The organism is Amycolatopsis sp. NPDC051061 (assembly GCF_040682935.1).
GTDB lineage: Bacteria > Actinomycetota > Actinomycetes > Mycobacteriales > Pseudonocardiaceae > Amycolatopsis.
The window spans coordinates 20,274-41,556 of record NZ_JBFBBZ010000007.1; the positions used below are offsets into that span (position 1 = coordinate 20,274).

Annotated in this window: 11 protein-coding genes; 5 read left to right on the top strand and 6 right to left on the bottom strand. The window is 72.7% G+C overall.

Going from position 1 to position 21,283, the window contains the following annotated elements; translation table 11 throughout:
• Window positions 1-64: 64 nt before the first annotated feature.
• The 4 genes from AB0N03_RS11430 to AB0N03_RS11445 form a co-directional block, all read right to left on the bottom strand.
• The gene (locus AB0N03_RS11430; RefSeq protein WP_364369012.1) at window positions 65-2,629 is read right to left on the bottom strand and encodes an FtsX-like permease family protein; all 2,565 of its coding nucleotides are present in this window, start codon (window positions 2,627-2,629) and stop codon (window positions 65-67) included.
• Entirely contained in the window at window positions 2,626-3,399 is a 774-nt protein-coding gene (locus AB0N03_RS11435; RefSeq protein WP_364369015.1) for an ABC transporter ATP-binding protein, read from the bottom strand. The genes AB0N03_RS11430 and AB0N03_RS11435 overlap by 4 nt, the downstream gene beginning before the upstream one ends.
• The gene (locus AB0N03_RS11440; RefSeq protein ID WP_364369018.1) at window positions 3,396-3,629 is read right to left on the bottom strand and encodes a hypothetical protein; all 234 of its coding nucleotides are present in this window, start codon (window positions 3,627-3,629) and stop codon (window positions 3,396-3,398) included. The genes AB0N03_RS11435 and AB0N03_RS11440 overlap by 4 nt, the downstream gene beginning before the upstream one ends.
• A gap of 84 nt (window positions 3,630-3,713) precedes the next feature.
• A complete protein-coding gene (locus tag AB0N03_RS11445) occupies window positions 3,714-4,127 on the bottom strand; it encodes a hypothetical protein (protein WP_364369021.1) in 414 nt (137 codons plus the stop codon).
• Between the two features lie 211 nt (window positions 4,128-4,338).
• Between AB0N03_RS11445 and AB0N03_RS11450 the strand changes: the two genes are divergently transcribed.
• From AB0N03_RS11450 to AB0N03_RS11465, 4 genes are all read left to right on the top strand, one after another.
• The gene (locus AB0N03_RS11450; protein WP_364369024.1) at window positions 4,339-5,085 is read left to right on the top strand and encodes a helix-turn-helix domain-containing protein; all 747 of its coding nucleotides are present in this window, start codon (window positions 4,339-4,341) and stop codon (window positions 5,083-5,085) included.
• 380 nt (window positions 5,086-5,465) lie between these two features.
• Window positions 5,466-6,149: a PIG-L family deacetylase gene (locus AB0N03_RS11455; protein ID WP_364369027.1), complete on the top strand. Its 684-nt coding sequence runs from the start codon at window positions 5,466-5,468 to the stop codon at window positions 6,147-6,149.
• Between the two features lie 47 nt (window positions 6,150-6,196).
• Window positions 6,197-7,489, top strand: a complete 1,293-nt coding sequence (locus AB0N03_RS11460; protein WP_364369030.1) for a nucleotide sugar dehydrogenase — start codon at window positions 6,197-6,199, stop codon at window positions 7,487-7,489.
• A gap of 74 nt (window positions 7,490-7,563) precedes the next feature.
• Window positions 7,564-8,526, top strand: coding sequence for an NAD-dependent epimerase/dehydratase family protein (locus tag AB0N03_RS11465; RefSeq protein WP_364369033.1), 963 nt, complete (start codon window positions 7,564-7,566; stop codon window positions 8,524-8,526).
• A 388-nt stretch (window positions 8,527-8,914) separates the two neighbouring features.
• On the opposite strand, the gene AB0N03_RS11470 is transcribed toward AB0N03_RS11465, so the two are convergent.
• Both AB0N03_RS11470 and AB0N03_RS11475 read right to left on the bottom strand, forming a co-directional pair.
• Window positions 8,915-17,350 carry a beta-ketoacyl synthase N-terminal-like domain-containing protein gene (locus tag AB0N03_RS11470; RefSeq protein WP_364369036.1) on the bottom strand — a complete coding sequence of 2,812 codons (8,436 nt, stop codon included), beginning with the start codon at window positions 17,348-17,350 and terminating at the stop codon, window positions 8,915-8,917.
• A 231-nt stretch (window positions 17,351-17,581) separates the two neighbouring features.
• Window positions 17,582-20,215 carry a LuxR C-terminal-related transcriptional regulator gene (locus AB0N03_RS11475; protein ID WP_364369039.1) on the bottom strand — a complete coding sequence of 878 codons (2,634 nt, stop codon included), beginning with the start codon at window positions 20,213-20,215 and terminating at the stop codon, window positions 17,582-17,584.
• A gap of 172 nt (window positions 20,216-20,387) precedes the next feature.
• On the opposite strand from AB0N03_RS11475, the gene AB0N03_RS11480 reads away from it, so the two are divergent.
• Window positions 20,388-21,200 (top strand): alpha/beta fold hydrolase, encoded by an 813-nt coding sequence (locus tag AB0N03_RS11480; protein ID WP_364369040.1) that lies wholly within the window; start codon window positions 20,388-20,390, stop codon window positions 21,198-21,200.
• The last annotated feature ends 83 nt before the right edge of the window (window positions 21,201-21,283 follow it).

A 21,283-nucleotide genomic window follows, 5' to 3' on the forward strand; every position in this document is an offset into this window, starting at 1 on the left:
CCCCCGGCGCGGATAGTTTGATTCGACACTATCCACGCCGGAGGCGCCCCCATACCCCTATCGCTCATTGCCCGGGCAGGGTCACCGCCTCGATCGGCTTGCGGCGCATGGCGAGCCGCGCGGCGAGCGCGGTGACCGGCCAGACGATCAGGAACACCGCGACCACCACCGCGAGGAACACCCAGACCGGACCGGACGGGATGATCTCCCCGGTCGTGATCGCCATCGGCAGCACGGTGCACAGCGAGATGACGATGCCGAGCACCAGCCCGACCACCGCGACGATGCCGCCCTCGATGAACAGCATCCGCCGGACCTGGCCGCGATCGGCGCCGGCGAGCCGCTGCACGCCGAACTCCCGGCGGCGGCCGAGCACGGCCACGGCGAGCGTGTTCACCGCCGCGATCGCCGCGTAGGCGATGGCGAGCACGGCCAGCAGGTAGTTGATCAGCGCCTCGACGTCCGCGCCCGCCTGGAAGCTCCGCGTCAGCGCCTCGTCATCGCCGACGGTGGTTCCCGGGAAGGTCCGCAGCCGCTCGGTGAGCGCGGACAGCAGGGCGTCCACGTCCTGCCCGCCGGCGGCCTTCAGCAGCACCTGGGGCGGCAGGCCGGCGGTGGTGTGCGCCGCGAGCAGGTCGGCGGGCAGCACCATGCCGGGATAGCTCGACGGGCTGTCGAGCAGCGCGACCACGTTCACCGCCACCGCGGCCCCGTCGCCGAGCCGCATGGTGATCCGGTCGCCGAGCTTGATGTCCAGGTCACCGGCGACCTCCTCGGGCAGGGCGACCGCGTCGCCACTGAGGTTCTTGAGCGACCCCTGCGTGACCCCGGTGGCGAGCACCGAGCCGCCCTGGTCTTCGGCGGCGACACCGAACAGGCGCAGCGGGTCGCTGCCGTTGCCGTCGTAGGGCTGCTCGATCCAGCCGGAGCTGGTGACGAGCGGGGACGCGGTGCCGACGCCCGGCGTGCTCCGGATCGCGGCCAGCTCGTCCGGGGAAACGCCGCCGGTGTCCGAGCTGACCACCGCGTCGGCGACCAGCTGGCCGGCGTACGACGACACCTGGGCGCGCTGCGCCGTGGTCTCCGAATAGACGTTGCCGAGCGCGACCGCGGTGGCGAGCGTGATCGGGGTGAGCGCCGCGGCGAACGCCACCGCGCGGGTCCGGGAATTGATCACGGCCAGGGTGGCGCCCCGGCCCGCGATCCGCCGGATGAGCGGGCCGAAGCGGTCGGCGACGTAGGTCATGATCTCCGGGCCGATCAGCGCCACCGCGATGGCGCCGGTGAGCAGTGCCGGGCCGCCGATCGCCGCGGCCGAGTCGGCCGGCATGAAGACCGTGGTGGCCGCCAGCAGCACGGTCACGGCGGCGAACACCAGCGCACCCGTGCGGCGCAACGGGTTCACCTTCGCGCTCGGGATCGCGGCCTCGGCCATGGCCTGGATCGGCCGGGCCCGCGACGCGGCCAGCGCGGCGAACCACGCGGCGGCGAAGGTGATCGCGAGCGTGACGACCACGCCCGCGCCGAACGCGATGTAGTCCTGGGCGAACACCAGATCCTCCGGCACCATGCCGATCGACACGCTGGTGGCGAAGATCCGGTCGCCGATCAGGCTGCCGAGGAACGCGCCGCACACCGCGGCGATCGCCCCGACGGCCATGGTTTCGGCGACGACCATCCGGTGCACCTGCTTCGGCGTCGCGCCGGTGGCCCGCAGCAGCGCGATCTCCTGCTGCCGCTGCCGCACGGTCAGGCCGATCGTCGCGGAGACGACCAGCGCCATGACCACCAGCACCATGCCGCCGAACACCGAGGCCAGCAGGATGAGCGGGAGCCGGCTGGAGTCCACGCCGAGGAACTCGGCCGAACCGCGGTCGTCGCCGGTCAGCACGCTGGTACCGGCGACGTCGCCGGCGATGCGCGCGGCCAGCTCACCCGCGTCCACGCCGTCGGCGGGGAACACGCCGACCAGGTCGACGCGCCCCGGATGGGTGGCGAACCGCTGCGTGTCGGCGGCCGAGAAGAAGTACGCGGGCGCCCGCACGGCCTGGCCGGGCTCGGCGGTCCCGGTCACGGTGAAGGACTGCCGCTTGCCGTCCACCACCAGATCCACGTTCGCGCCGGCCGCGACACCGGCCGCGCTCGCCGTGGCCGAGTCGAGCACGACCTGGCCCGGCGCCGTGGGCTCCGCGCCCTCGCGCACCGTGTAGCCGCCGAGTGCGGCGGAGTCCCAGCCGTGCCCCGAAAGCACCGGCGCGTCGGAAGCCTGCGGCGAGCCGTCGCGCAGGAGCAAAGCGGGGAACGAGACGTCCGGCACCGCGCGCCCCACGCCCCCTACGGCGGCGATCTTGGCGACTTGGTCCTCGGGCAGCCCGGCGCGCTCGGCGTACGGGACCACCTCCGACTCTTCGTCGGGCAGCTTGAACCCCGACGACCCGCCGACCACGACCGGCGCCGACGCGAGCCGCTGCGGCTTCGCCTCCAGCACGAGGGCCGTCTCGAACAGCCCGGCGCACGCGATCAGCAGCCCGCAGCCGATCAGGATCGCGACGAAGGACGCGAGCGACGCCGCCACGCGGAACCGCAGGCTGGCCAGCGCCAGGTTGAGCACCACCCCCCGCGAACTCACGGCTGCCTCCGTGCCTTGGCCTGGGCCCCCAGCTGCGCCAGCATCGAGGCGACGGCCTCCACGCCCGGGGACGCCAGCTGGGTGACGATCCGGCCGTCCACCAGGAACAGCACGTTGTCCGCGAAGGACGCCGCCACCGGGTCGTGCGTGACCATCACGATGGTCTGCCCCGCTCGCACCAGTTCGCGCATCAGGTTCAGGACTTCGAGCGCGGTGTTCGTGTCGAGCGCGCCGGTCGGTTCGTCGGCGAACACCACCGCGGGCCGGGCCGCGAGCGCGCGGGCGATGGCGACGCGCTGCTGCTGGCCGCCGGAGAGCTCACCGGGGCGGTGCTTCACGCGCTGCGAAAGCCCGACGCGCGCGATCACCTCCTTCACCCACGCCTGGTCCGGCTCGCGGCCGGCCAGCAGCGTCGGCAGGGTGACGTTCTGCTCGACGTTCAGCGCGGGCATCAGGTTGAACGACTGGAAGACGAACGCGACGTGCTCGCGGCGCAGCACCGTCAGCTGGGTCTCGCTCTTGCCCTTCAGGTCGGTGCCGGCCAGCCGGACGCTGCCGGAGGTCGGCTCGTCCAGGCCCGCCGCGCAGTGCAGCAGCGTGCTCTTGCCGGACCCCGACGGGCCCATCACCGCGGTGAAGGTGCCGGCGGGGAAGCCGACGGACACCCCGGCAAGCGCTTCCACCGCGCTGTCACCGGAGCCGTAGGTCTTGTGCACCGAGTCCAGCCGGACGGGGGACTCGACGGAGGTCGTGGCGGGCAGGTCGTTCACGCCGATCCCTCCCTGGTGCGCCGCGCCGGGTCGAGGAACCACCAGAGCAGCAGCAGGACCCCGCCGATGCCGATCGTCCACAGCCAGAACGGCGCCTTGAAGGACATGGTGATCAGGCACATGAGCAGCCAGATCACGAACTGGGCACCGCCGACCACCGCCCACACGATCGTGACGATCCAGCGGGCCAGGCCCCTCGAGGACCGGGTTTCGTCGATACTCTCCGGCATGAGGTCCCCCACATCGGGTTGGCAAGATAACTGTGCATGGCTTACACAGTTTAACAGCGACCGGCCATCCCGACCACCCCGGCCCTATTCGCCCACCCGGGACACCGAGCGCAGGCGGCGGTCCCACTCGCGGGCGGCCCACACGCCGCCCGCCAGCACCCCGCCGCCGAACAGCACCCAGAGCGGCCACAGGTCCCAATCGCCGCTGATCACGCCGATCATCAGCCAGATGACGACGTGGACGACGCTGACGAGCAGCCACAGCGCGGCCGCGATCCGCGGCGCGGCCTCGAGCGCCGGGGGGATCACGTCGTCGGGCCGCCCGGCGACCGCGACGCGCAGCGCGGCGTGCGTGGTCGCGGTCTGCGCCAGCGCCAGCCGCCGCGCCGCCTCGGAGACGTCGTACTCGCCTTCCGAGCGGGCGTGCTCGATCTCGGTGGCCGCCAGCTTCCGGTCCAGCTCGGTGACCCGGCCCGCGAACCGGTTGGTCGCGCTCACGCGCACTCGCCTCCCACTCGTCGCACCTCGCGCGCGATCGCTCCCGCAGGGCGCCGGTGACCCGCCTTTTCGAGGAAGGCGAGCCGTGAGCCGTCGGCCAGGGCGCGCTCTCGGGCCGGCCTGGATGCCGCCACGACCATTTACCCCAGCCTCTCAGCTTGATTAGTGTAGGGCTTGCACAGTTTACTCGAAGGACACCGCGGAGCGAAAGATGACCATCGAGCACGATCCTGCCGACCTCCGGGAACTGCCTCCCGGGCTGGCGCCCGCCTGGGTCACCGCGCCGCGCCCCCGCCGTGGGCCCAAGCCCTCGCACACCGTGGCGCAGATCGTCGCCGCCGCCGTCGAACTCGCCGACGCCGACGGGCTGGCGGGCGCGTCGCTGCCGAACATCGCCGCCTCGCTCGGGCTGACCACCAACGCGCTGTACCGCTACCTCGGCTCGAAGGACGAACTGCTGGTCCTCCTGGCGGACGCCGGGTTCGGGCCGCCACCGGAGTCGCCGGCCGACCCGGGTTGGCGGGCCACCGCGCGGGCCTGGACCCACGCCGCGCTGGACCGCTACCGCGCCCGCCCGTGGCTGCTGGACGTCCCCGCCCGCGGCGACGCGGTCACCCCGCACCTGTTGCGCTGGACGGAAACCCTGCTGGCGGCGCTGTCCGCCGCCGGTCTGTCCGATGCGGACGCTCTCGGTTGCGCGAGGCTGGTGGCGGACTTCGTCCGCGGGACGGCCGAACGCCTCCGCGCCCGCGCCGAACCGGACTCCGCCAGCTTCCCCGCGCACGCCGACGGCGTCCGCGCGTTCCTCCAGCCCCTGCTCGCCGACCGCGGCTACCCCCGCCTGGCCGCCCTCGCGACCCGGCAGGAGTACCCGGCGGGCGCGGACGTCGACTTCGGCCTGGACCGCGTCCTGGACGGCATCGCCGCCCTCGTCGAAAAATCTCAAGCCGGGCATTGACCGCCTTCGCGGTGGTTTCGGCGCCGGCACCCAGCACCGGAACGACAACGACGTCCTCGGCACGGCCGGCGTAGTTCACTTCACGCGGCGACCGGCCGAAGGTGCGCGCCGGCCGGCTCGTCCGTTGATCACCACGATACGAGCGCGTGCCGGGCCCACCCACCCCTAACCACCCGTAACCGCGCGGAGAATCCTGCCCCTACGCCGGGCGGCGCGCGGCGGCCAAGGTCCGCTTTAGACGGTCTTTAGGGGTTGTCGGTCGTCGGCCGCGGATGACAGATTTCCGGCACGTCCGAAAAACTATTCACCTGCGTTGTGCCGTGTTCGGCGATGGCCGGTACGGGAATGGCTCGCCCATTGGACTAAGGCTGGGGATCGGTATGCACAGAAAAATAGGCAAGCTCCTGGTCGTGGGAGCGCACGGCGACGACGAGACGCTCGGCGCGGGCGGCACCATCGCGCGGCTCGCCGACGAGGGCGTGACGATCGCGCTCTGCATCCTCACCAACGACGACGGCTCGCGGTCGGCGAACGGCGCCGGGGTCGTCAACCGCACCGCCGCGATCGAGCTGGCCGCGAAGACGCTGGGCATCGAACGCGTGCGCATCAACGAGTTCGGCGACAACCGCCTCGACACCGTCAGCCACCTCGAGCTCAACCGGGTGGTGGAGAACGAGGTCCGGGACTTCGAGCCCGACACGATCCTCACCACGAGCATGTGCGACCTCAGCACCGACCACTCGCTGGTCAGCCGCGCCGCCCGGGTGGCGGGCCGGCCGGGCAAGGGCAGCGTGCAGGAGGTGCGGACCTTCGAGATCCGGTCCGCGACCGACGTCGGCGAGGCGTCCGGGCTGCCGGTCACCTTCCGCCCCAACTGCTGGCAGCGCCTCGAGGAGACGCACGTCGAGCGCAAGATCGAAGCGCTGCGCGCGTACGGCAAGGAACTCGAGCCGTGGCCCCACCCGCGCAGCGAGCGGGGCGTCCGCGCCCTGGCCGAGTACCGCGGCTCGCAGATCTCCACCGAATTCGCCGAAGCCTTCGAAATCGTCCGGGTCGTGCACTGACACCGCCCCTCACCACCTTCCACCGTGCAAGAGACGGGTGAACCGCAATGACGAGTACTGTCGCTGAATACGCAATGCTGGCCGAGCTGAACGAACTGACCTCCGTCGCGGTGATCGGGATGGGGTACGTCGGCTTGCCGACCGCGCTCGGCCTGCACGAGAGCGGTGTCGGGATCATCGGCATCGACCTTTCGCAGAACCGCCTCGACGCGATCCGCTCCGGCGAGGTCGACCTGATCGAAGCCGACCACCGCCGGCTCGAGAAAGCCGTGCACCAGGAGGACTTCCAGCTCACCGCCGACCTGGCGCGAATGGGCGAGGCCGACGCGGTGCTGGTGTGCGTGCCGACCGGGCTGGACGAGTACCTGATGCCCGACCTCGGCCCGCTGGAGAGCGCCTGCACGGCGCTGATCGCGCACGCCCGGACCGGCCAGACGCTGATCCTCACCTCCACCAGCTACGTCGGCACCGCCGGGCGCCTGCTGGTGAAGCCGTTGGTCGCCAAGGGCTTCAAGATCGGCCGGGACATCTTCGTCGCGTCCAGCCCCGAGCGCATCGACCCCGGCAACGTCACCCACACGCAGCAGGAGACGCCGCGGGTCCTGGGCGGCGTGACGCCGGCGTGCACCGCGATGGCGCAGCGCGTGATCAACCTGCTGACCCCGGCGGTGCACTGCGTCAGCTCGGCCGAGGTCGCCGAGCTGACGAAGCTCTACGAGAACACCTTCCGCGCGGTGAACATCGCGCTGGCCAACGAGTTCGCGGAGATCAGCGACGGCTTCTCGATCGATCCGATCGAGGTCATCGACGCGGCCGCGAGCAAGCCGTACGGCTTCATGGCGTTCCACCCCGGCCCCGGCGTCGGCGGCCACTGCATCCCGTGCGACCCGCACTACCTGCTCTGGCAGCTGCGCGCGACGCAGCAGAACGCGCCGCTCGTCACGCAGGCCATGCACGCCATCGCCGAACGTCCCAAGCAGGTCGTCGACCGCGTCGTCAGCACCCTGTCCCGCAACGGGAAGGGCCTGTCGGGCACCCGCGTCCTGGTGGTCGGCGTGACGTACAAGCCCGGCGTCCAGGACGTCCGGTCCTCGTCCGCGCTGGACATCATCGACCTGCTGGCGGCCAAGGGCGCGAAGGTCGGCTACCACGACCCGCTCGTGTCGACGATCCGCGTCACGGGCGGCCAGCTCGACAACGTCGTCGAGCCGGACGGCGGCGACTGGGACGTCGCGCTGATCCACACCGTCCACCCCGACCACGGTTACGACTGGCTCGGGCAGTGCCCGGCCGTCATCGACGCCACCTACCGCTTCGACACCGCGCTCTTCGCGAACTGATGCCCTTCGGGGGTTCCGGGTGGCGGAGCCCCCGGCCTGGGGCGCAGCTCCAGACAACACTGAGAGGATCCGACGTGCGATACCTGATCACCGGCGGTGCCGGGTTCATCGGCTCCCACCTGACCGAGCACCTCCTGCAGCGGGGCCACGAGGTCGTCGCCCTCGACAACCTCAGCACCGGCACGCTCGACAACCTCACCGGGGTCCGGGACAACCCGGGCTTCCGGTTCGTGCGCGGCTCGGTGACCGACCCCTCGGCCGTCGAGGCGTGCATGGCCGGCATCGACGCGATCTTCCACCTCGCGGCCGCGGTCGGCGTCTTCACCATCCTCGACAAGACGATGGAGAGTCTCCGCACCAACCTGCACGGCACCGAGACCATGCTGGACGCGGCGCTGCAGCACGACGTGCCGATCCTGGTCGCCTCCACCAGCGAGATCTACGGCAAGAACACCGCCGACGGCCTCACCGAGGACGCCGACCGGATCATCGGCTCGCCGCTGAAGAACCGCTGGTCCTACGCCGAAGCCAAGGCACTGGACGAGACGTTCGCCCACCTGTACGCGGTCGAGCACGGCCTGCGCACGGTGATCGTCCGCCCGTTCAACACGGTCGGCCCCCGCCAGACCGGCCGCTACGGCATGGTGATCCCGCGCTTCGTGAAGCAGGCGCTGGCGGGCGAGCCGATCACGGTGTTCGGCGACGGTCAGCAGACGCGCTGCTTCTGCCACGTCCACGACGTCGTGCCCGCCCTGGTGACCCTGCTGTCCGACGAATCGGCCTACGGCAAGGTGTTCAACCTCGGCAGCAACGAGCAGACGACGATCTCGCAGCTCGCGGAGCGCGTGATCACCGCGACGGGCTCCGCGAGCACCATCGCGAAGGTTCCGTACGAGGAGGCTTACGGCGACGGCTACGAGGACATGCAGCGCCGCATCCCCGACTGCACCCGCGCCAACCGGCAGATCGGTTTCGCCCCCACGCGCACCCTGGACGACATCATCACCGCGGTCGTCGCCGACCGCCGCGGTTCCTGATCCGTTCGAGGAAAGCGGGCAGCCTTCGATGGCCGCCGACCGCAGGTGCGGTCGGCGGCCATCGGCGTTTACACGGAACGGAATCGAAGAGGTGCACGCCGGCCGGAACCCCGGTTTCGAACGCCGGCTCGCGAGGCTCGATGTCCCCGGCTCGGCGAAGGCCACCGAATCATCCACTGTGGACTGATCGCCGGGCCGGTCGTCGTCTCCGCCGATGCCACAGCACGAAATCGATGCCTCCCGCGGCGAGCAGGCTCCTTCCGCCGAGGGAAAAACGCCGGCCGCGGCGCGGATCGTCCCGTCGGTGCTCACCCGGGTCGATCCGCGCCGCGGCCGGCGCTGCGCCGGTCCGCACCGCGGAGTTCGCGGTGCGGACCGGGCGCGGAACTCACGAGCCGAGCCACTCCTCGACCGCTTGCGCCGTGGTCGCCGAGCTGTCCTCGACCAGGCTGAAGTGGTCGCCGGGGACCGTCGCGGTCTTGTCGGCGAGGCTCCACGCCGTTCGCCAGGCCTCCGACTCCCCCGCAGCACCTCCGCCGAACCGGTCCTGCGGCCGCACCAGCAGGCTCGGTGCCGCGATCTCGGGCAGGGTGACGTCGGGGAGGATGTCCAGGTACCGGGCGAGCGCGGTGAGCTTGGTCCGGTCGTACGGCCCGTACCGCTCCTCGTTTTCGAGCAGCCCCGAGACCAGGCCGAGGGTGGCCTCGTCCCGCTCCTCCTGATCGCTGCGCTGCATGTCCTCGCCACCGGCGGCGTAGGTGTCCAGCAGGACGACCGCGGCCGGGCCGGTACCCGACTCCTCCAGCCGGCCTGCCACGGCGTGCGCGAAGATCCCCGCCGAGGAGTAACCCAGCAACGCGAACGGCTCGTCGCCGACGGCCTTGCGGATGCTCTCGGTGAGCACGTCCACGATGGCCTCGGCCGATTCCGGCAGCCGCTCGCTCGCCAGGAACCCCGGCATCGGCACCGCGGACAGCGTGCGCACGCCGCGGAAGTGCGCGGCGAACCGCGCGTACTGGTACGCGCCGCCCATCGCCGCCGGCGTCGACAGGCAGAACAGGTGCGGCTGCGCCGCTCCCTCGGCCATCCGGACCGGTGACGGCAACTGGTCGATGTCGGCCGCCGACCGGAAGGCCGGGCGCAACCTGGCCGCCGCGCTCAGCAGGCCGAGCCCTTCCTCCGTCTGTCCCGAGCGGACGGCCTCGGTGAACAGCTGCTTCAGCCCGTCGGACGCCGAATCCGCCGGCGAGGCGCCGGACACCCCGGCCAGTTCGGTCAGCAAGTGCGCGGTCAGCGCCACCGGGTTCTGGTGGTCGAAGATGGCCGTCTGGGCCACGTTCAGCCCGGTGGCCGCGTTGAGGCTGTTGCGCAGCCCCACCGCGCTCACCGAGTCGAAGCCCGATTCGAGGAAGTGCCGGGTCGGGTCGACCGCGTCGGGGTCCGCGTAGCCGAGCACGGCCGCGGTGTGCTCGAGCACGACCCGCAGGAGGATCTTCTCCCGCTGGGCCTGGTTCTGCCCGGCCAGCCGCTTGCGCAGCGCGCTCGGGTCGGCCCCGACGGCCGGGCTCGCCGTGCGACGCGCCGGCGCCGGCGCACCCGGTGCGGCCTTGGTGGTTTGCGCGGGCGCGCCGAGGGTTCCCCGCACCTCGGCGACGGGGCGCACCGTCACGGCGTCGATCGAGGCCACCGGCTTGCCCGCCTGATCGGCCAGCGTCACCGCGACCGAGTCCTCGCCGGCCGGGGTCATCCGCACCCGCAGCTTCGACGCCGCGGTGGCGTGCAGCTCGACGCCCGTCCAGGCGACCGGGAGACCCGGCTCACCGCCGGGACGCAGGCCGAACGCCTGGACCGCGGCGTCCAGCGCGGCCGGGTGCAGGCCGAACTGGTCGGCTTGCCCGCTCGCCTCCTGACCGAGGCTCACCTCGGCGAACACCTCGTCACCCCGGCGCCAGCCCGCGCGCAGGCCCTGGAACGCCGGGCCGTAGCCGAGCCCCACGCCCGCCAGGGCCTCGTACCGGCCGTTCATCGCCAGCGGTTCGGCCTCGGCGGGCGGCCACTCCTCGAGTCCCTCCGGCTTGACCTGCCCGCTGCCGGCCAGCAGCCCGCTCGCGTGCCGGGTCCACACGGCGATCGGGTCGTCCGGGCGCGCATACACGGTCAGCGACCTGGCGTCGGCCTCGTCCCGCGCGCCGACCACGGCCTGCACCTGCACCTTTCCGCGCTCCGGGAGCACGAGCGGCGCGTGCACGGTCAGTTCCTCGATCCGGGAGCAGCCCGCTTCGTCGCCGGCGCGGATGGCGATCTCGACGAACGCCGCGCCGGGCACCAGGACCTCGCCGTGCACGGTGTGCTCGGCCAGCCAGGGGAGCGTGGCGACCGAGAGCCGGCCGCTGAGCACGATGCCGTCCGAGTCCGCCAGCCACATCGCCGCGCCGACGAGCGGGTGCCCGGTCGATTCGAGCCCGGTGGTGGCCAGATCGCCGCTCGCCCGGATCGCCTCCATGTCCAGGTCCGGCCAGTACCGCTTGCGGTGGAACGCATACGGCGGCACCGGCACCCGCCGCGCCTCCCGGCCGGCGAACAGCCGCGTGCCGTCGAGGCTGAGACCGTCCACGTGCAACTGTCCGGCCGCCCGCAGCACCGCGGTGGTCTCGGCGCGATCGCCGGGCAGCACGGACAGTTCGGTGACGTCCTCGCCCGGCCCGGTCAGGCAGGACCGCACGTTCGCCGCGAGCTCACCGCCGGGACCGAGGTCCACGAACCGGTTCACCCCCGCCGCCTCGAGGCTGCGGACCGCGTCGAGGAAGCGGACCGGCTGCCGCAGGGTGGCCGTCCAGTGCCCGGGCTCGGCCAGCTCGTCCCCGGCCGGGGCGCCGGTGACCGTGGAGACCACCGGAACGCGCGCGGCACCGTACGACAGCTCCGCGGCGATCTCGGCCAGCTCCTCCAGGACCTCGTCCATCCGCGGCGAATGCGCGGCCTGCGCCGCGGGCAGCCGCCGGGTCTCGCGTCCCTGCTCCGCCCAGTGGGCGGCGATCTCGAGCACCGGCTTCTCGTCGCCGGAAAGAACGACGGAGTCCGGCCCGTTGACCTCGGCGATCGCCACCCGGCCGGTCAGCAGCGGGCGGACTTCCGCCTCGCTCGCCGCGATCGCGACCATCGCGCCGCCGGTCATCTCCTCCAGCAGCTGTGCGCGGGTGGCGACCAGTTTGACCGCGTCCGGCAGCGACAGCACGCCGGCCACGTGCGCGGCGGCCACCTCGCCGCCGGCGTGGCCGAGCACGTGGTCCGGCCGCTGTCCCCAGAACTCGAGCAGCCGGAACAGGGCGACCTGCACGGTGAACAGCGCCGCGTGCGTGAACGTCGTCCGTTCGAGCAGCTGCGCGTCGACCGAGCGCTCCTCGGCGAACAGCACGGCCGGCAGCGGCCGGTCCAGGTACGCCCCGAACTTCTCGCTCACGTCGGTGAATTCCCGGGCGAACGCGGGGAAGGCCGCGCAGAGGTCCTTTCCGCTACCGGGGCGGACGGCGGCGTGGCCGGAGAACAGGAACGCCGTCTTCGCGCCCGCCCGGACGCTGCCGCGCAGCACCGTGGCGGCGGGCTCGTCCTTCGCCAGCGCGGCGAGCCCCGCGAGCAGCTCCTGCCGGTCCTCGCCGACCACGGCCGCGCGGTGCGAAGCGGGGGCCCGGAAGGTGGCCAGCGAGTACGCGAGGTCCTGCGGGTCGGGTTCGCCGGCGGTGGTCAGCCGGGACAGCAATCGCTGTGCCTGCAGCGGCACGGCTTCCCGGCTGCGCGCGGACAGCAGCAGCGGCGGCAGCAGCCCGTTCCGCTCGGGCGTGGCGGGCTCCTCCTTCTCCTGCGCGGGCGCCTGTTCGATGATCACGTGCGCGTTGGTCCCGCTGTAGCCGAACGAGGAGACACCGGCGCGGCGCGGACGTCCGGCGTCCGGCCACGGCATGGTCTCCGCCAGCAGCCTGACCTGCCCCGCCGACCAGTCGATCTGCTGGGACGGGTTCTCCGCGAACCGGGTCATCGGCAGCTGCTCGTGCCGCAGCGCCATCACCATCTTGATGATGCCGGCGACGCCCGAGGCGGCCTGGCTGTGCCCGATGTTCGACTTGACCGAGCCCAGCCACAGCGGCCGGTCCGCCGGCCGGTCCTGCCCGTAGACGGACAGCAGCGCGCGCGCCTCGATCGGGTCGCCCAAGGTCGAACCGGTCGCGGACGCCTCCACCGCGTCCACATCGGACGGTTTCAGCCCGGCGAGGGCAAGGGCCCGGCGGATCACGCGTTCCTGCGAGGGACCGCTCGGTGCGGTCAGCCCGTTGGACGCGCCGTCCTGGCCCACCGCGCTCGACCGGATCACGGCGAGGACCTCACGGCCGTCGCGCAAAGCGTCCGAAAGCCTCGCGACCACGAGGACACCGACGCCTTCGGACCAGCCGATGCCGTCCGCGGCCGCGGAGAACGACTTGGACCGGCCGTCGGCGGCGGTGCCGCCGGAATCGAAGTGGGCGAACGGGCTCGGCGAGGTGAGGGCCGAAACGCCACCGATCAGCGCGAGCGAGCAGTCGCCCTGGTTCAGCGCCTGGCTCGCCGTGTGCAGGGCCACCAGGGAGGACGAGCAGGCCGTGTCGATCGAGACCGCCGGCCCCTCCAGGCCGAGCGCGTAGGACACCCGGCCGGACACCACGCTGCCGAGCACCCCGGTGCTGCGGAACAGGCCGTTGGTCTCCATGCTGCCGGCCGGCCCCGGGTCGTAGTCCGACTGCATGACCCCGGCGAACACACCGGTGTCGCTGCCCTTGAGCGAAGCCGGGTCGATCCCGGCCCGCTCCAGCGCCTCCCAGCAGGTCTCCATCAGCATCCGCTGCTGCGGTTCGATCATCGCCGCCTCGTTGGGGCTGATCCCGAAGAAGGCCGCGTCGAAGTCGGTGATGTCGTGCACGAACCCGCCTTGGGGCTGCCGCCCGCTCGCCTCGACCAGGCCGAGCCAGTAGTCCATGTCCCAGGACCGGTTGTCGGGGAAGGGCGAGATCCCGTCGCCGCCGGAGGCCGCGAGCTGCCACAGCTCCTCCGGGGTGCCGACCTCCCCCGGGTACCGGCAGGCCATCCCGATGATCGCGATCGGCTCGTCGCCGGCCACGGTGGTCGGCGCGACCGTCTCGTGCTTGGCGCCCAGCTCGCCGACCAGCGCCTGGTACAGGTGCTCGGCCAGCTCCGCCGCGGTCGGGAAGTCGAACACGAGGGTGGGCGGCAGGGGCAGCCCGGTGGCCGCGCCGAGCTGGTTGCGCAGCTCGACGGCCAGCAGCGAGGTGAAGCCGAGATCGTTGAAGGCGCGGTCGACGTCGATGAGGTCCGCCGAGTCCTGGCCGAGCACGGCGGCGACGTTGGCGAGCACGACCCCCCGCACGGCCTTGAGCCGCTCGGTGGCGGGCAGCGCGAGCAGCTTGCCCCGCAAGGAGTCCGGGTCGGCCTCGGCGCCGGCCGGCGTGGCCGCCTCCGGTGCGCCGGCGGCGCGCCGCGCGAGCGGCTCCGGCGCCCGGCTGGGCTCCCGGCGCGGCGCCGCCGCGCCGCGGACCGCGGCCAGCTGCTCCTCGGAGACCTGCCGCAGCGTCAGCGATTCGATCGAGGCGACCGGCTTTCCCGCGACGTCGGCGAGGTCCAGCGAGACGACGTTCGAGTCCGTGAGCCGCAGCCGCACCCGCACCGCCGCGGCGCCCGAGGCGAACAGCTCCACCCCGGACCAGGCGTACGGGAACGACACGCCCTCCCCGTCGCCCGCGAGCCCGATCGCCTGCAGCGCCGCGTCGAGCACCGCGGGGTGCAGCCCGAAGCCCGCCGCGTCCCTTCGGGCTCGTTCGGGCAGGCTCACCTCGGCGAAGATCTCGTCCGCACCGCGCCACGCGCCCCGCAAGCCACGGAACACCGGCCCGTAGTCCAGGCCGCGCTCCGCCATTTCCTCGTACAGGCCCGTCAGTTCGACCGGCTCGGCCCCGGCGGGTGGCCAGGAGGCCGGCGCGAACGACGTCGCGCCGGTCGCGGCGGCCAGCACGCCACCGGCGTGCCGGGTCCACGTCCCTTCCTCGGTCAGGTCATCGGTGCGCGAGCTGATCGTGAACGAGCGCGCCCCCGATTCGTCCGGGGCGTCGACGCTCACCTGGATCCGGACGTCACCCTCCGCGGGCAGCGCCAGCGGCGCGTGCAGGGTCAGCTCCCGCAGCCGGGAGCAGCCCACCCGGTCCCCCGCCCGGATCGCGAGTTCCACGAAACCCGTGCCGGGAAAGAGGATCGAGCCGCCCACGGCGTGGTCGGCCAGCCAGGGATGGGTTCCGACGGAGACGCGCCCGGACAGCACGACGCCCTCGGAGTCCGCGAGCACGGTGGCCGCACCCAGCAGCGGGTGGTCCACCGGTTCGAGGCCGAGGGAAACCGGGTCGCCGTAGATCTTGGCCGACTGCAGCCAGTACCACTTCCGCTGGAAGGCATACGTGGGCAGGTCGGCCGGATGCGCGCCACGGCCGGCGAAGCAGGCCTGCCAGTCCGGCGAGACTCCGTGCGTGTGCAGCGTTCCGAGCATGGTGATCAGGGTTTCCGCGGGCCGGTCGTCGCCCGACGCGGACACCACGACGGCGGTGCCGGTCAGGCTTTCCCGCGCGCCCGTCGGGCCGAACTCGACGAACCGGTTCACGCCCAGGACTTCCAGGTGACGGACCCCGTCCGCGAAGCGTGTCTTCGCGCCGAGTCGCCGAACCCAGTACGCCGGCGAGCACAGCTCCTCTTCGGTCGCCAGCTCGCCGCCGCCGCCCGGCAGCACCGGAATGTCCGGCGCCGTGTAGCTCACCCGCTCGGCGATCTTCCGGAGCGCGTCGGGCCCGGCGCCGGTGGCCGCCACCAGAGCGGCCGCGTCCGGCAGCGACAACACCCCGGAGACGTGGGCGGCGCTCAGCTCGCCGACCCCGTTCCCGGTGACGAAGTCCGGGGTGATTCCCCACGATTCCAGCAGCCGGAACAACGCCACCTCGACGGCGAACGCCGTGCCGTTCCCGCCGTCGCCGTGCTCGGCCAGCTTCGCGCGGGCTTCCTCGTGGGCCGCGGCGAACGCGGGGAACGCGGCGCTCAGCTCCGGCCCGAGGCCGCCGCGCGGTGACGCGGTGCCGGAGAACAGGAAGGCCGTCGACGTCTCACCGCGGGCCACTCCGTGCACGACCTCGGCGGAGGACTCGCCCGCGGCGACGTCAACCAGGCCGCGCAGCAAGTCCTCGCGGCCGGTCCCGGTGACCACGGCCCGGTACGGGAACGCCGCCCGGCCGGTGGCCAGCGAGTAGCCGATGTCGAGCGGGTCGAGCTCGGGATTGCCGCGAACGTGCGCCAGCAACCGCGCGGCTTGCGCGCGCAGCGACTCGGGGCTCCGGCCGGACAGCGCCCACGGGATCGGGCCCGGCGCGGGGATTTCCCCCTGCGGCAAGACTTCCGCCTCCGGCGCTTCCTCGAGGATCACGTGCGCGTTGGTGCCGCTCATGCCGAACCCCGACACCGCGGCCCGGCGGGGCCGGTCATCGCGCGGCCAGGCCACCGCTTCGGTGAGCAGTTCGACGCCGCCGGTGGCCCAGTCCACCCGGTGGTTCGGCTCGTCCACGTGCAGCGTCTTGGGCAGGAGATCGTTGCGCAACGCGAGCACGACCTTGAGCAGCGAGGCGACACCAGCCGCCGCCTGGGTGTGCCCGAGGTTCGACTTGATCGAGCCGAGCCGCAGCGGCCGTCCCGCCGGCCGTTCCTGCCCGTAGGTGGCCATCAGTGCCTGCGCCTCGACCGAGTCGCCGAGCGGGGTCGCCGTGCCGTGCGCCTCCACGAGGTCGACCTGATCGCTCGTCACCTGCGCGTTGGCCAGCGCCTGGCGGATCACCCGCTGCTGGGCCGGACCCCGCGGCGACATCATCCCGTTCGAGGCGCCGTTCTGGTTGACCGCGCTGCCGCGGACGACCGCGAACACCGGGTGGCCGTGGCGACGCGCGTCCGAAAGCCGTTCCAGCAGGAGCATCCCGGCGCCCTCGCCCCAGCCGATGCCGTCCGCGGACTCGGCGAACGACCGGCACCGGCCGTCGACGGACAGCGTGTCGTCGACGCTGAACTCGGCGAAGGTCTGCGGGGAGGCCATCACCGACACCCCGCCGGACAGCGCGAGCGAGCACTCGCCCTGGCGCAGGGCCTGGACCGCCATGTGCAGCGTCACCAGCGACGACGAGCACGCGGTGTCCACGGTGACCGTGGGCCCTTCGAGGCCGAACGCGTAGGCGAGCCGGCCGGAAACCACCGCGGAGGAACCGTAGTGGCCCGGGTAGTTGTGGTACATCACGCCGGTGAACACCCCGACCGGGCTGCCCTTCACCGAGGCCGGCGGGATCCCGGCCCGCTCGAAGGACTCCCAGGTGGTCTCCAGCAGCAGGCGCTGCTGCGGGTCCATCGTGATTGCCTCGCGCTCGCCGAACCCGAAGAACTCGGCGTCGAACTCAGGAGCATCGTAGAGGAACCCACCGCGCCGGGTGCGGCTGGCGCCCGGCCGCTCGCCGCTGGGGTCGTAGAGCCGCTCGGTGTCCCAGCCGCGGTCGGTGGGGAATTCGCCGCTGGCGTCCGCGCCGTCGGCCAGCAGCCGCCACAGGTCCTCCGGCGTGCTCACGCCGCCGGGAAAACGGCAGGCCATGCCGACGATGGCGATCGGCTCGTGGCCGACGTCGCTGAGCTTCTTGTTCTGCGCGCGAAGACGCTCGGTCTCCTTCAGGGACGCACGGAGGGCTTGAACCAGCTTGTCGTCGGACTTGTTCATGCAGACCTTCTCCTGAGTCGCGTGGTCGTCGGCGCGGTGCGGGGCCAGGTCGCCCGGACGCGGCTGCCGGGAGGTCCCGGGAACGGTTCGGCGGGGAGGTTTTTCCGCATCGCCCAGTGCACCCACCTGACGCGGTACGTTACGAGCGGTGAGCACGGCGCACCCACCCCTAACCGTTCGCCTGGCCCCCCTGAGCGAGCGTGGATTCCCGCCACTGCCTCAAAGGTGGTTTCAAGGGTTTTCGGCGGGGGCCAGTTCGGAGGCCAGCGCGGCGCGCCCGGCGACGCCGAGCTTGCGGTACACGCGGGTCAGGTGCTGTTCGACCGTGCTCACCGTGATGTACAGCGTCTCCGCGATCTGCCGGTTCGTGCGGCCCTCCGCCGCGAGCTCGGCGACCCGCAGCTCGGCCTCGCTCAGCGCGGAGGACGCCGCCGTCGAAACCGGCTCCGGGCGCGCGACCGCGGGCCGGGACGCGACCGGCAGCCCCGCCGGCGGCCGGCCCAGCGGCGACCGGCCGGTCTGCCGCGGCACGTGGACCGGCTTCACCAGGCCCGCGGAGCGTTCCGCGTGCTGGCCCAGCTGGTTGAGCGTGCGCATGGTCTTCGCCAGCTCCAGCCGGTCACCGGCGTCCTTGAAGACCTCGGCCGCCCTGGTCAGCAGGCCGGGGCGCGCCTCGGCGTCGCCGGCCAGCGCCAGCACCCGCAGGGCGGAGCCACGCGAGCAGGCGTCGGTCGGTGCGGCGCACGCGAGCTGCTGCCTGGCCAGGTCGACGGCCAGTGCCGGGTTGCCCAGCCGCAGGTTGGCCTCCGCGAGATCGGTGCGCCACGGTGCGATCGTCGGCAGCTCGAGGTTCCATTCGCGCAGGATCCGCCGGCACTGCTGGAAGTCGCTGACCGCCGCGAGCCCCCGGTTGGTCGCCAGGTGGAAGTGGCCCCGCGCGCGCAGGTACCGGACGCCGCCCAGCGTCGTCATCGCCGCGTCCGGCAGCGGGCGCCGCAGCACCGCGGCCGCCGCCTTGAACGCGCCGGCCGCGGTGTGCGCGGTCAGCAGCGTGGCCAGCGGGTAGCTGATCGCGACGCCCCAGTTCGGCGCGTCCAGCGCGGCCAGCGCTTCCGTCGCCCGCTCCGCCGCACCGGCGACGTCGCCCTGGCGCAGCGCCAGGCCGGCACCGATCGCGTCGAGCATCGCCTTCCACGTCACCGCGCCGCGGTACCCGGCCTCCTCCCGGAGCGAGGTGCACCAGCCTTCGGCGCGGTCGGCCTTGTCGTCGTGGGCCAGCGCGAGGATGGCCGTGGACAGCGCCTCGAGCGAGGTGTCCGACAGCCGGCAGTTCTGCAGGATCCGTTCCGCGCACGCCGAGGTCACGTCGGTGCCGCCGGTGTACCACACCGCGGCCAGCGAGTTCGCCGTGCGCAGCCAGGGATCGGTCGCTTCGCCCGAAGCCGCCGAGACGCCGTAGTGCCAGTGTCCGGCGAGGCTGAACTCGGCGGCGGTGCGCGGGTCGAGCGGCTCGATGTCGGCTCCGAGCGCCGCGAGCGCGCACTCGAACGTGTCCCGCTCGCCGAACCACAGCGACTGCCGGGCGAGCGCGGTCCGGTCGGTCCGGTCCAGCGAGTCACCGGCGTCGCGCAGCGACTGCAGGTGCGGCGCGGCGGCGGCCGGGTTCACCCGCCAGGTGATCTTGGCGAGCAGCTGCGAGATCATCTGCTGCTCCCACCGCGCCGTCGACACCGACGCGGCGAGCTTCAGGCAGCGGGTGGCGAAGTCGATGTCGTCCGCGAGCATCACTTCTTCCGCCGCCGCCACCAGCACCGGCAGGGCCCACTCGGCGTTCGCCTCGCCCGCGGCCACGAGATGCCGGGCGACGTCGGCGGCGGGCAACCCGCGCGAGTGCTTCACCTCGGCGGCCCGTGCGTGCAGCCGCACCTTCTCGGGCCCGCGCAGCCCACCCACCACGGCGGCCGCGGCCGGCGGCTGCCGGAACCGGACACCGGCGATCAGGCCCGTGTCCGCGAGCCGGCCGGTCGAAGTCTCGGCGTCGAGCGGATCCACGCCGGCGACGAGGGCCACCGCGTCGGTGGTGACGTCGGTGTCCAGCACCGCGATCGCCGTCGCCACTTCGCGCAGCGGGGAGTCGTAGTGGTGCAGAAGCCGTTGCACGGCCTCGGAGTACGCCGAGCCGGTGTCCGCGCTGCCGCGGTGGGCGTCGACCAGTGCGTTGACGAGCAACGGGTTTCCGCCGCTGAGCTCGTGGATCCGCTCAGGCAGCCCGTCGTGCTCCTCCGCCGCCACCAGCTCCGCGATGGCCCGCACGGAAAGCGGCATCAGCTGCACGTGCCGGTGCGGCTGCGACGCGAACGGCTGCCCACCGCCCCCGTACCACGAGTCGGCGTGGTTGAGCACCAGCAGCAACCCCGCCGACCGCGTCCGGCGCTGCAGGCGCAGCAGGAGGCGCGCGGAGGTTTCGTCCACGTGGTGGAGGTCGTCGACGGCGACGAGCACCGCGCGCTCGCGGACCAGCCGGTGCACCGCGCTGCACAGCCCGGCGATCCAGTCGTCGGTACCGTCGGCGGCGAGACCCTCGGTCAGCGTCCTCGGCAGTGCGGGGCTCGCCAGCAGCTGGTCGATCACGCCGCCCGCCACGTCCCGCTCGTCGGCGGCACCGGTCGCGGTGAGGGTGAGGATGCCCAGTTCCCTGGCGCTGGCCACCACCTGGTTCTGCAACTGCGTCTTGCCGCTGGCCGGCCCGCCACCCACCAGCACGGATTCCCCGGTGCCGGCCTCACATCCGATCAACAAGGTCTCGAGGAACGCCAAGGCCTCGTGCGGGTCGTCTCGGCGGTTCTGCCCCCAGATCGCGCCCATCGCAAGCTCCTCGAAGAAGACGGTTCGCTTCCTGCCTTATCGACATTCGCAGCACGTCCCTAAGTCCAGCCAACCGCGATCTAAAGTCACCCGAAGGGGTGACTTGACTACGCACCGTCGCAGCGCGCTAGGGGTTGCCGGGCCCGCGAACGGACCGGAGACTTCCTGAATTGTGACTGCCCTGAACGAGAAATCGAGCCGGTGGATCCGGCGATTCCACGCGGCCGACGACGCCGCGGTGCGACTGGTGTGCCTGCCACACGCAGGTGGGTCGGCGACCGCTTACTTCCCGTTCTCGCGGGCGGCCACCGAGGCCGGGCTGGACGCCGACGTCATCGCCGTGCAGTACCCGGGCCGGCAGGACCGGCGGGGAGAGCGGTGCTTCGACGAACTCCCGGCGATGGCCGACGTCATCGCCGACGACCTCGGGCCGTGGTTCGACCGGCCGGTCGCGCTGTTCGGCCACAGCATGGGCGCGACGCTCGCCTACGAGGTCGCGCGCCGGCTCCAGGCCCGGGGTTCGCGGCCGCTGGGCCTGTTCGCCTCCGCGTGCCCGGCACCGTCCGTGCCGCGGACCGAGTACGTCCACCGGCTCGACGACGACGGTTTGGTCACCGCCCTCAACGAGATCAGCGGGACCGGCAGCGCCGACAGCGCTGTCTTCGGTGACGACGAGCTGCTGCGCATGGTGCTGCCCGCCATCCGCGGGGACTACACCGCCGTCGAGACCTACCGCCACGAGCCCGGGCCCGAGCTGGACTGCCCGATCCACGTGCTGCTGGGCGCCGACGACCCCGTCGTCGACCTCGCCGAGGTCCGCGCCTGGCGGGCCCACACCACCGGCGACTGCGCGGTGGAGGTGCTGGCAGGCGGGCACTTCTACCTGAACGCCCAGCTCGACGGCGTGCTGACCACCGTCGCCGCCCGCTTGCGCGACTGGCGGGAAGAGGCGCTTTCTCCCGCAACCCGGAACGTGGGCCGCTAGGGGGGAGTAAACCCCAGCTCCCGTTCAGGTGCCGCCCCCATGGTCCGCCGGGCCCGGGTCCGCGAAACTGGATACATCAAGGA